The 11541-nt window shown below is 57.0% G+C and carries 11 protein-coding genes and 1 pseudogene; 7 read left to right on the forward strand and 5 right to left on the reverse strand.

What is annotated here, in order from left to right:
• Positions 1 to 15: 15 nt before the first annotated feature.
• The 3 genes and pseudogenes from AC1V0D_RS13755 to AC1V0D_RS13765 form a co-directional block, all read left to right on the forward strand.
• Positions 16 to 594 carry a phage baseplate assembly protein V gene (locus AC1V0D_RS13755; protein ID WP_482907590.1) on the forward strand — a complete coding sequence of 193 codons (579 nt, stop codon included), beginning with the start codon at positions 16 to 18 and terminating at the stop codon, positions 592 to 594.
• Positions 591 to 947 (forward strand): GPW/gp25 family protein, encoded by a 357-nt coding sequence (locus tag AC1V0D_RS13760; RefSeq protein WP_482907591.1) that lies wholly within the window; start codon positions 591 to 593, stop codon positions 945 to 947. Before AC1V0D_RS13755 ends, AC1V0D_RS13760 begins: the two co-directional genes overlap by 4 nt.
• Positions 934 to 1308: pseudogene (locus AC1V0D_RS13765) on the forward strand (baseplate J/gp47 family protein); the annotation flags it as partial. The gene AC1V0D_RS13760 and the pseudogene AC1V0D_RS13765, both read left to right, overlap by 14 nt.
• Positions 1309 to 1841: 533 nt before the next feature.
• On the opposite strand, the gene AC1V0D_RS13770 reads toward AC1V0D_RS13765, so the two are convergent.
• The 5 genes from AC1V0D_RS13770 to AC1V0D_RS13790 all read right to left on the reverse strand — a co-directional run bounded on the left by AC1V0D_RS13770 (position 1842) and on the right by AC1V0D_RS13790 (position 5967).
• The gene (locus AC1V0D_RS13770) at positions 1842 to 3266 is read right to left on the reverse strand and encodes an alpha,alpha-trehalose-phosphate synthase (UDP-forming) (protein WP_482907592.1); all 1425 of its coding nucleotides are present in this window, start codon (positions 3264 to 3266) and stop codon (positions 1842 to 1844) included.
• 118 nt (positions 3267 to 3384) lie between these two features.
• Positions 3385 to 3933, reverse strand: coding sequence for a GNAT family N-acetyltransferase (locus AC1V0D_RS13775; protein WP_482907593.1), 549 nt, complete (start codon positions 3931 to 3933; stop codon positions 3385 to 3387).
• A gap of 180 nt (positions 3934 to 4113) precedes the next feature.
• Positions 4114 to 4800 (reverse strand): anti-sigma factor, encoded by a 687-nt coding sequence (locus AC1V0D_RS13780; protein WP_482907594.1) that lies wholly within the window; start codon positions 4798 to 4800, stop codon positions 4114 to 4116.
• Positions 4797 to 5345, reverse strand: coding sequence for a sigma-70 family RNA polymerase sigma factor (locus AC1V0D_RS13785; RefSeq protein WP_058957062.1), 549 nt, complete (start codon positions 5343 to 5345; stop codon positions 4797 to 4799). The genes AC1V0D_RS13780 and AC1V0D_RS13785 overlap by 4 nt, the downstream gene beginning before the upstream one ends.
• A 61-nt stretch (positions 5346 to 5406) precedes the next feature.
• Positions 5407 to 5967 carry a fasciclin domain-containing protein gene (locus AC1V0D_RS13790; protein WP_167431785.1) on the reverse strand — a complete coding sequence of 187 codons (561 nt, stop codon included), beginning with the start codon at positions 5965 to 5967 and terminating at the stop codon, positions 5407 to 5409.
• A 284-nt stretch (positions 5968 to 6251) separates the two neighbouring features.
• On the opposite strand from AC1V0D_RS13790, the gene AC1V0D_RS13795 reads away from it, so the two are divergent.
• From AC1V0D_RS13795 to AC1V0D_RS13810, 4 genes are all read left to right on the forward strand, one after another.
• A complete protein-coding gene (locus tag AC1V0D_RS13795; protein ID WP_482907595.1) occupies positions 6252 to 7151 on the forward strand; it encodes an alpha/beta hydrolase in 900 nt (299 codons plus the stop codon).
• A 487-nt stretch (positions 7152 to 7638) separates the two neighbouring features.
• Complete coding sequence (locus AC1V0D_RS13800; RefSeq protein ID WP_009092803.1) at positions 7639 to 8103, forward strand: (2Fe-2S)-binding protein; 465 nt, start codon at positions 7639 to 7641, stop codon at positions 8101 to 8103.
• Positions 8100 to 9092: an FAD binding domain-containing protein gene (locus tag AC1V0D_RS13805; protein ID WP_482907596.1), complete on the forward strand. Its 993-nt coding sequence runs from the start codon at positions 8100 to 8102 to the stop codon at positions 9090 to 9092. The genes AC1V0D_RS13800 and AC1V0D_RS13805 overlap by 4 nt, the downstream gene beginning before the upstream one ends.
• On the forward strand, positions 9089 to 11473 hold the full coding sequence (locus tag AC1V0D_RS13810; protein ID WP_482907597.1) for a xanthine dehydrogenase family protein molybdopterin-binding subunit: 2385 nt from the start codon (positions 9089 to 9091) through the stop codon (positions 11471 to 11473). Before AC1V0D_RS13805 ends, AC1V0D_RS13810 begins: the two co-directional genes overlap by 4 nt.
• Positions 11474 to 11541 lie beyond the last annotated feature (68 nt).

An 11541-nucleotide genomic window follows, 5' to 3' on the forward strand; every position in this document is an offset into this window, starting at 1 on the left:
CTATATGATTAATGTATGAACAATCAACTCACCGAAATCATGCGCCTCATCACCAACCTGATCCGCACCGGCACCATGTCCGAAGTGGACCCGGTGAACTGGCTGTGCCGGGTGAAAACGGGCGATCTTGAAACCAACTGGATTAACTGGCTCACCCTGCGCGCCGGTAGCACCCGCACATGGTGGCAGCCTACCGTTGGGGAACAGGTTGTGCTGCTGAGCCTGGGCGGCAATCTTGAAACCGCCTTTGCGCTGCCCGCCATTTATTCCGAAGCCTTCCTGTGGCCCGACTATTCAGAAGATGGCACCACCACCGTGTTTAAGGACGGCGGCTGGTTTCAGTACGAGCCGGAAAACGGCCTGCTGCTGATAAAGAATATTAAAAGCGTGCGCATTGAGGCGGCGGACGGCATTCAGCTGATAACCGACGCGCTGGGGATAGAAGCCAGCCAGGCACGGATCAACAGTGATATCACTATGAACGGCGATGTGACACACGGCGGTGGCTCAATGAGTTCTAACGGCGTAATTGCTGATAAGCACTTACACAACAAAGTGAAGAGTGGCAGCGATATGTCAGGAGGCCCGCAATGATGTACCTCCGCATGAACCGCGACACCGGCAAAGCCATTACCGACATCGATCACATCCGGCAAAGCATACGCGACATCCTGATCACCCCGGAAGGCAGCCGCATTGCCCGGCGTGATTACGGTTCGATGTTGTCCGCAATGATTGACTGGCCGCAGAACGCCGCTACCGAACTGCAGATAATGGCTGCCACCTATACCGCACTGAGCCGCTGGGAGCCACGCATACGGCTGGCCTCGGTAAACATCACGCGCAATGCGGTCGGCTCTATGCAGGTTGATCTGACCGGCCAGCGCGCTGACGGCTCGCCGGTTGCTATGTCTGTGCCAGTGGGGGTGAACAGTGGCGGTAATTGACCTTTCTCAGCTGCCCGCGCCGCAGGTTATTGAGGTGCCGAACTTTGAAACGCTGCTGGCTGAGCGCAAAGAGGCGCTGATTACGCTTTATCCGAAGGATGAACAGGCCGCCATGCGCCGCGTGCTGGCGCTGGAATTTGAACCGATTGTGAAAAACCTGCAGGAGAGCATCTACCGCGAAGTCCTGCTGCGCCAGCGTATTAAAGAGGCGGCGCAGGCAGTGATGGTGGCCTATGCCATCGGCAGCTATCTGGAACCGCTGGCCGCACGCAACGACGTGAAGCGGCTGACCATTACGCCTGCGAATCCCGACGCGGTGCCGCCGGTGGATGCGGTGATGGAATTGGACGACGCGCTGAGAGGAAAAAGAGCGGTCATTACAGGCGGTGGCAGGGTATTTGATCAGGTACTTTGCGTGTGGCTGGCGCGAAAGGGTGCCGAAGTCAGTTTAGCGCCCGGCAGGAGGAGAACATACAAACTATCGCGGCATGCCGGGTTTTACGAACTCCATTGCGCATCCTGCTTTTTTTGCCAGTAAACAGGGTCTGAGCGGTTTCACCACTAAACTGTCCCAGCAGCTTTCCGAAGAAAACATTCGTGTTACGGGTCTTTATCCGCCGGATTTTGAACTGACGGGGCTTGAGCCGTTTGTCGACGACGGCTCCAGAATGGGAGAGCGCCTGATGAATGGACGCTCTGTGTGGGAGACAATTCACTTTGTGCTGACTCAACCGCGAAGCTGTCACATAAGCTCATTCTGGTTTCAGGGGCCAACCCGTGAAGAGCTGGAAAACGTTGCGCATAAAAGCGGTTAAAAGCCTGCTCTGCTTCTATTCCGGCGACAGGCGTTGATGCATACAGGCGCATCATCCCGGACGTGGAGATAGCGCTGATTCAGTACCTCGCCCGGCTGCTGCTCAGGCGTGGAAAAACCGTTGGTGGCGGCAGTGACGCCGGTTCATCCGGCACGTTAATCAGCATACGCAAAAAGGACCCGGCCCAGGCATGGCTGTTGTGTATATGCAGGATGTTCATCAGACGGGCATGCAGATTTCGCCGTTCGCGTAACGGCATCTGCAATGCAGTATGTACCGCACTGGCCATGCCGTCAGGATCGTAAGGGTTAACGGTGATGGCCCCCTCCAGCTGCTCGGCTGCACCGGCAAACTGGGAGAGGATCAGCACACCGGGATTATTCGGGTCCTGCAGAGCGACATACATTTTGGCCATCAGGCTCATGCCCGCCATTAATGGCGTCACCAGCGCCACGCGTGAGGCACGATAGATCCCGGCCTGTTCCTCGCGGCTGTAAGCCTGCGTCAGATAGTTCACCGGATACCAGTTCATGGCGCCATGTACCCCGTTAAACTCTCCGCAGCGCGCCTCCAGTGCCTGGCCCACTGCGGAGGCATCATGTTCGTGTCCGGCTGCCGGTGAGGCCAGTTGCAGCAGCGTAATGTTTTTCTGATAACAGTCATGTCTGCGCAGCAACACTTCAAGAGTGCTGATTCGGTAAGGCAGGCCTGAACTCTCATCAAGATGGCCGCCGCTGAGCACTCTTTTTTCCGGCAGGCTGTCGCGGCACTGCATCTCCATAAAGGCACAGCTGTTGCTCTCGCGCAGAGCCTGGACATCATCCAGGTCAATCCCCACCGGAAATACGCCCACCCTGATAATCCGGCCGTGAACACGAAAACAGTGCGACTCCAGGCGTTCAGTCCGGAATTCCCCCTCCAGCCAGACGATAAAGTTATTCATATCCTGCACGGTCTGAAAGCCAATCAGATCGCAACACAACAGCGACTCTGTCAGCCAGCGCCATTCAGGAATGGTTTCAAATATTCTGCCCGCGGGGAAAGGCTGATGCAGGAAAAAACCCACGGGCTGGGTCAGCCCCTCTTCACGGAGAAAAGCGGCACAGCCAAGCAGGTGATAATCCTGAATCCAGATAACATCATCGGGCGTGATGTTTTCACAAATCGCGCGCGCAAAGGCTTTGTTGAGGCTTTTATACGCCTGGAAGCCGCTGGTGGAAAACCGGGCCATGTCGGGGCGCTGATGAAAAACGGGCCAGAGTCCTTTGTGAATATAATGGCGATACCCCTCATTCAGCTCGCCCGGCGTCATCGGGAAGGTAACGGTTTCATACTGGCCTGTCTGCTGCACGGCGCAGGATCTTGGTGCATCGTCAGGGATGACGCTGCTTTTGCCATCCCAGCTAATCCAGAGTCCTCCCTGTCGGGAAAGAATGCCGTCATAGATAGCTGTAAGCGTCGAACGTTGACACTGATTATGAGAAACAAGGATCAGGCCTGACATGATGTATTCCTTAAGGACCGGCTGCAGGCAGGCAAAAGCGCCGCGCAGCCTGTCGCTGTTAATCGGAGGTCGGAGAATAAACTGAAGAAAACCGCTCATGCGTGTGCGCCCCGACGGCCTAATGCCTGCTGGCGCTGTTTGTGCAAACCGGGGTGTGATTCCCGTCATGCAGCGTCGTCACGTAGACGCCGGGTAATGAGGGAAAAGCCATAAATCCGTTGCGTTCGAAAAAGTCCGGAACGGGCTCGCCCATGGCGATGATATTACGGCAGGCTCTGGCACCGGGATGCGACAGGCAACAGTGCAGCAGCCATGAGCCGAGCCCGACGAAACGATACTCGGGCGAAATGAACAGATTCCTGATCACCCAGGTTTCCGCCATGTCGGTCACGACCCGGGCAAAACCGATTTGCCGGCCATTGCGGTAAAGACCAAAACAGAGGCTGCTGTTCAGCGCCAGCGTCAGTGAGCGGGCATCCGGGAGGGTTGCGCCCAGCCACTGCGCAATCAGGCGCGTGTTGAGCAGCGCCGGATCCGTATTCACCTCAATGGCATCTCTGAACCATTTGCGGGGTGAGATAAGACGCAGGCGCTGTTGTTCAGCAAGCTCAGCCACGGCAGCATCGCTGCCTCCCGCTATGGAATAGGGCTTAGTAAAACATTTCATCCACGACTTCCCTGAACATGGGCGCAGAGGCGCCCGGAGTCGCTAATTAAAACGTTCAGCCCGTAAAAAAGGCGTAAAAAGAACCGGATGAAGTGTAAAAACGCTGCAAATCAGTCATCAGACTTTAAGGAATCGAAAATCGGGCGTGCAGCAGCGACCTCTGATCCTGGCCTTATCACCTCATGCGCCTGGCGATGAAGGCCGCGTGACCTTGCCCTGGAAAACGACCGGCCCGGACGGTCCGCTTAACGTTGATCCCCCAACCGGTTCCAGGCTTATCGCCAGGACCGTCTGATGATCTAACGTACCTGGAGGAAGCGGGAAAACGTTATGGTCAGGGTGCGTGATGAGGCCCAGCGATCGCGGCGGGGCACTGCCTCTGATCAGCCACAGCTGCAGACTTTTGTTTTGCGGCAGCGTAATGTTAAGTGCAGAAAGCTGAAGGTGCGAAGCGGCCCTGTCCAGCGTCACCACAAATTGTGCATTGGGCTGCGTGCCACTAAGAACCGCAATCGGCTGCTGCGCCTCGGGGATCTCCGGCTTGTTCAGGTAAGTAAAAAGGAGCAGACCCGAGAGTGCCGCGGCAAGGCCCCAGCCCAGCCAGAAGCCGGGATGGCGGAGCGGCAGTTTTGTGGTGGCAGCCTTCCGGTTAATATCCCGCTCAATCTGCCGCCAGACAGCCGCGCGAGGCGTGGCCTCCGGGGTGGTCAGATCGATACCGCTGAACGCTTTCTGCCAGTGCAGCACCTCCGCGGCAAAGGCGTCATCTTCAGTCAGGCGTTTATCCAGCCTGAGACGGGTTTCCGGGTCGCTGAGTCCCAGGACATATTCTGCCGCCATCAGATCGTCGTGTTCGGGACCATTCATAGGCCTATGCACTCCCGAAGGTGAGTTAACGCGCGTCGGATCCAGCTTTTTACCGTTCCTTCAGGCTGCCTCATGGAGAGGGCAATCTCACTCTGGGACAGGCCACGGTAGTAGGCGAGCGAGAGGCTTTGTCGCTCTTCAGCAGGTAAGTGTGCCATACAGTGCTGAAGCCGCCGCGCCTCTGCATGACTCTCATCGGCGGGAAGAGATGTCTGAAAACCCGCTTCCGCTTCGCCGATCTCTTCCATAGAGCAGCACCGGTTCTCATGTTTACGCAGGAAATCGATCGCCCGATTACGGGCAATGTGACTCAGCCAGATGTGCGGTTCACTGCGCCGCTCATCGTAATAGGTTGCTGACTGCCAGATTTGAATAAAGGTATCGTGCAGGATCTCTTCTGCCCAGTCCCGCCGTCTGACCATCCGCAGAATAATGCCGTAAAGTCGGGGCGAGAGGACGCGGTAAAGCTGCGCGAGTGCCGCTTTGTCGCCGCAGGCTATCCGGTTCATTAAGTCGCCCTGAATCGGGGGCACATTTTTTGTCATCGGCTTCCCTGTGAAAGGTGTGGCCACCGTGCTGGTGGCCACACACAGTATAGGTAATGCGTTATGGCATCAGCACGGTGTCGATCACATCGATAACGCCGTTACTCTGGTTGACATCATACGTTGTAATGCTGGCAATATTGCCCTGCGCATCTTTGAGCTGGATGTTATGCGGGCCATTTGCCATCACCCACAGCGACGCACCATTCACCGTTTTCAGCTCGGCCTTGCCGCCACCCGCTTTGATCTTCTTCTCCAGCGCTTGCATATCCAGTTTTCCTGAGACCACATGGTAGGTCAGGATGCTGGTGAGTTTCTCTTTGTTCTCTGGTTTCAGCAGAGAGTCGACCGTGCCCTGCGGCAGTTTTTCAAACGCCTCATTGGTGGGTGCAAAAACAGTGAACGGGCCTTTGCCTTCGAGCGTCGGGACCAGCCCGGCGGCTTTAACGGCAGCCACCAAGGTGGTGTGGTCCTTTGAGTTAACGGCATTCTGTACGATATTTTTCGACGGGTACATGGCGGCACCGCCGACCATCACCGTGTCACTGCTCATGCTCGCCGCGTAAGTGGCACTGCTGAAAACTAAAGCTGAAAAAATCAGAGTTGGCAGGAATGCTTTCATTTTCACTTTCCTCATTGAGTTTGCAGACAGGGCCAGAGTGCCCCTGTCTGTTAATACGAATGAGCAGGGAAAACGGATGAAAGAAATTTAAAATATTTTTCTGTCACCCGGAAGTCGCGTCAGCTCCCAGGACATCTGCCGTTTTACTGCGGTGCGGGAAACAGCATGCTGATAGATGTAAAGTGAGTGGAAAATGTAGTGACGAGGATTTTTCACAAAAAATAGGGCATTCTTCATCACCTGCATCCGGCGGGCTTAACTATCAGAAATGGATTTTGATGTGATTGACTTTATGGGTTTCAACAATCGCTATAAACAGCTTAATTCGGCATTGCCCGGTGCTGAAGAGGGTATTGCCACGCAGGATAGACGGGATTCAGATCCGAACCTGGGAACCCGCAGGCGAAGTTGACGATGTTCTGGTGATTTATCACGGTGGCGGCGTAAATTCAGACGCCGGATACGATATCCCGGCCCGTCAGATAAGCCAGCGTGAATCCGTGTGTGTCTGCCTTGTCGATATTCGGGGACACGGCGAGTCATCAGGTCCGGAAGGCCACATTTCCCATCCTGAACAAATCTGGCGTGATGTTGACACGGTGATTGAGTTGCTGGCAGACACCTTTCCCTCAGCCAGAATTCATCTTATGGGTCATTCCAGCGGAGGAGGCATGCTGATTAATTACTTCACGCGCCATACGCCTTGTCAGAAAACCGACAGCCTGATTCTGCTTGCCCCCGAGTTAGGCCCCTTCGCACCAGCAAACCTATTCAGAAAAACCGCCTCACCCTTTGCCTCGGTCAACAAGTGGCCATTCATCCTGAATGCGCTCAGCAGGGGGATGATCTGTGGTGCCAGCTTAGCCGTTAAGCTTAACTTTCCTGAAACAGTGCTGTCAGTAAGGCCAGATTTTGTCAGGAGATATAGCGTCAATATGGCAAACGCCCTGACACCGCGTCAGCCTGCCAGACAGATTTCAGCCCTGACATTACCCGTTTCTCTTCTGTTTGCAGAACAAGATGAATTAACAGATGCCTGGGAGATGAAATCATTTATTGAAGGATGTGGTAACCCGAACCTGTTCTGCAGCATCATCAGGCAATGCAATCACTTAGAGTCTATTTTTGAAGCCAGTGACAGTATTGAACAGCATTTTGCCCGCTTCGATCGCCTTCGTGCATAAGTTTCCAGCAGCTTACTGATTCACTCCGGACACCACATACTGCGACCGTCCCAAAGCCAGCCCCACACAGGCAGATTGTCCAGGTGGGATGCAACGTCGCTTTGCAGCCTGCCACTACACCTGAAAATCGCCTTGGGATAGATGTTACCGGAAAATCTTATTGAAAAAGTCACACAGGCCGCCGTTAGGGTTGTATTCAAAAGACGTCCTGATAAAAAAACTAAAAATCAATGCATTAGAATATTTTAAGCCATGCGGCTATGTCCATTTCGGCCGCTCAGCGCTTCGGATAACGCTGACTTTCCCCAATCCTTGCGCCAGATTGTGAAAAAGCTGCTAAACCTTAAGTCAGAGATACGCGCGTAAAGATTAGGGTTATCACGCTATTCCCCGATTCAGATCCCGTCAGCAGTAAGCCAATAAAAACTATATCTTTCAGCCCGCCAACAATGGGAAGCAGACAATGTCGGAAAAAATATCGCTAACAATGCAGGTCAATGGCCAGCCGCAACAGATGCAGGTCGACCCGCGGGTCACGCTGCTCGACGCACTGCGCGAGCATCTTAATCTGACCGGCACGAAAAAAGGGTGCGACCAGGGACAGTGCGGAGCCTGCACGGTGCTGATAAATGGTGAAAGAGTGCTGAGTTGTCTGACCCTGGCGGTTCAGGCGAACAACGCGCAGGTGACCAGCATCGAAGGGCTGGCCTCCGCCGAAGGTGAACTGCACCCGGTGCAGCGCTGCTTTATGGAAAATGATGCCTTTCAGTGTGGCTACTGCACGCCGGGCCAGATTATGTCTGCCGTCGCCTGTATCAAAGAGGGCCATGCCGGGTCAGAGGATGAGATCCGTGAATACATGAGCGGCAACCTCTGCCGCTGCGGCGCCTATCCCCACATCGTGGATGCGATTAAACAGGCCGCCGCCGAAATGGCGAAGGAGTCGGCATGAATGAATTCAGCTGGAAAGTAGCGCAGTCGCCTGAAGACGCCGCTGCACTGAAACAGCAGGCTGGCAGCCAGTTGCTGGCGGGGGGCACCACGCAGCTCGATCTGATGAAATGTGGGGTTTTCACGCCACCGCAGTTAATTGGCATCACCGGACTGACCACACTTAAAACCCTGCAGTTTGATGAAAACCGTATCATGGCTGGTGCGCTGGTCACCATGAGCCAGCTGGCCGATCATCCTGAGTGTCAGCAGAGGGCACCAGCCATCTACGGCAGCCTCTGGCAGGCCGCATCGCCGCAGATCCGTAACATGGCGACGCTGGGAGGCAACCTGCGTCAGCGCACCCGCTGCGCCTACTACCGCGACCCGGCGACCTTCTCTGCCTGTAATAAGCGCAACCCCGGCTCCGGCTGTGCCGCACGGGATGGCGTCAACAGCAACCACGCTATTCTGGGTGCCAGTGACAGCTGTATTGCCGTCTATCCGGGCGATCTGGCGGTTGCGCTGGTGGCGTTTGACGCCATTGTGGTGGTGCAGAATCAGCAGGGTGAGACCCGCCGCATCGCGATTGATGACTTCTTCCTGCTGCCCGGCGATTCGCCCGATCGTGAGCACGACCTGCGCGAGGATGAGATCATTGTGGCGATCGAAGTGCCGCAGACCACGTCCCTTCGTCACTCACACTACCTGAAAGTCCGGGATCGCAGCTCCTACGAATTTGCCGCCGCCAGTGCCGCCGCGGGCTTTACGCTGGAGAATGGGGTCATGCGCCAGGTGCATATTGCGCTGGGTGGCGTGGCGACCAAACCCTGGCGGGTCAGGTCGGTTGAGCAGGCGCTGGAGGGACAGCCGTTCAATGAAGAGACGGTGTTCCAGGCCGCAGAGCTGATCACGCAGGAGACGCAGGCGCTGGCTCACAACGCCTATAAAGTAAAACTGGCGCCGCGGGTCATTGCCCGCGCGCTGATGGCAGCAGGAGAAACCGCATGAGTGACGTGAATGACAAGGTGCGTCGGGATTTATTAAAGGCCACGGCGGCGATCTCAGCGGCGGGCAGCCTGGGGCTGCACATGCAGAGTGTCAGCGCCAGCGACAGCGCCACGGCTATGCCAGAAACGGCCAGTCCGGTTCAGGGATTAGGCGCAGCACGCTCCCGGGGTGACGGCAAAGTGAAAGTCACCGGTGAAGCGCGCTACGCGGTCGAGCATCAGCCGGAAAATCCGCTGTATGGTGTGGTCATCCAGTCCACCGTCGCCAGCGGTCGTATCAGCCGGATGTCCGTGGAAAAAGCGCAGCAGGCCACAGGCGTGCTGGCGGTCTACACCCACCTGAACCCTCTGAAGATTAACAAGCCCACCGCCATCGCAGACGGTGGCGCAGCGCAGTCAACCTATACCCCGATTCAGGACGACAAGATCATCCACAATGGTCAGAACATCGGGCTGGTGGTGGCAGAAACCTTTGAACAGGCTACCTGGGCCGCCTCGCTGGTTGAGATTGAGTATGAAACGTCCAGAGGCCTGATTTTCGCCACCGATGAGGGCGTGGAGCCGAAACCGGTGTCGAAGCAGGATATCGATATGGGTGACGCAGAGCAGGCGATGCAGCAGGCCGACGTGCGCCTGAGCGAGCGTTACACCACCCCGCGCGAATACAACATGCCGATGGAGCCGCACGCCTGCGTGGCACACTGGCAGGAGGGCAGGATCACCGTCTGGGAGCCCAGTCAGTGGGTGGCGGGCGCGCAGGTGGAGATCGGCGAGTGGATGGGCATTGACACCGAAGCCGTGCGGATTATCTCGCCTTACGTCGGCGGCGGCTTTGGTTCAAAACCGGTGCCTTACACCCACGTTGCACTGGCGTGCGTGGCGTCACGCGCGCTGAAGCGCCCGATCAAAGTGTCGCTGACCCGCCCGCAGACCTTTACCGGCCTGGGCGGTCGTCCGGCTACCTCGCAGCAGCTGGAGCTGGGCGCGTCGCGTGACGGTAAAATTCAGGCGATTATCCAGCGCAGCTTCAGTGAAACGTCACTGATTGACGTCTTCGCCGAGAACTGCAGCAAGGTGACCGCCCGCATGTATGCGGTGGAGAACGTCTCCGCTCAGCATCAGGTGCGCCCGATCAACACCGTCACGCCTGGCTGGATGCGCGCGCCGGGTGAAAATCCCAGCGCCTTTGGCCTTGAAGTAGCCATGGATGAGATGGCTTATGCCCTGAACATCGACCCGCTGGAACTGCGGCTGCGCAACTGGGCCGATAAAGATTACCAGCTGGATCTTCCCTGGAGTTCGCGCCGTCTGAAAGAGGCGTATCAGAAAGGGGCAGAGGCGTTTGGCTGGGACAAGCGGATTATGACGCCGCGCTCAATGCGGGAAGGACGCGAACTGATTGGCTGGGGCATGGCCTCCGGCACCTATCCGGTCAACAAACTGCCGGCGGAGGCGAAAATCATCCTGACGCCGCAGGGCCGGTTTGTGGTGCAGTGTGCAGGCGCAGATATCGGTACCGGCACCTACACAATTCTGGCGCAGACCGCCGCCGACATTCTGGGCGTCGACTCCACCACCATTGAGGTTGAGCTGGGTGACACCCGCTTACCGCGCGCCGGCGTCGCGGGCGGTTCGCAGCTGGCAGGTAACGTCACCGCCGCCGTGAACGACACCGCTAAAAGAATGCGCGCGCAGCTGCTGAAGCTGGCCAGCGAGCTGCCACAGTCACCGCTCAATGGCACCCCCGCCTCTCAGCTCACGCTGAAAGGCGACGCCGTGCAGCACACTCTGCGCAGCGGGCTGGCGGTTTCACTGGCACAGCTGGCGACGCTGGCACCGGCAGAGAGTCTCACGGTCACTGGCGGCACCTTCCCGGATGATATGTCGCAAAGCGAGCGCGATAAAATGGTGCGCAACCTGAACGACATGAGCCGTCCCGAAGCGTTTTCGGCGCACAGCTGGAGCGCGCAGTTTGTGGAAGTGCGGGTTGATGAGGATTTCGGCACCATCCGGGTAAAACGCATGGTGGCCGCGCTCGACAGTGGCCGTCTCTACAATCCGAAACTGGCACGCAGCCAGTGGATTGGCGGGATGATCATGGGGGTCGGTCAGGCGCTGATGGAAGAGGGCATTATCGATCCGCGCAATGGCCGGGTGATCAATAACAACCTGGCGGACTACCTGGTGCCGGTCAACGGCGACATCCCGAGCATTACCACGATCAACGTCGGGGAGCCCGATTTTGAGGCGACCACGATGGGCGGGAAAGCCGTCGGTGAACTGGGGATTGTCGGCGTGGCGGCGGCGATCAGTAATGCCGTGTTCCATGCGACCGGCAAGCGCGTGCGCGATCTGCCGATTACGCTCGACAAAATCATCTGAGACGGTTCCTGACCTGCTCCGGCAGGCCGGACAGAGGTCAGGCGGGCGCAGGCTGAGGGCTGCGCCCG

This window comes from Pantoea sp. PA1, assembly GCF_056856975.1.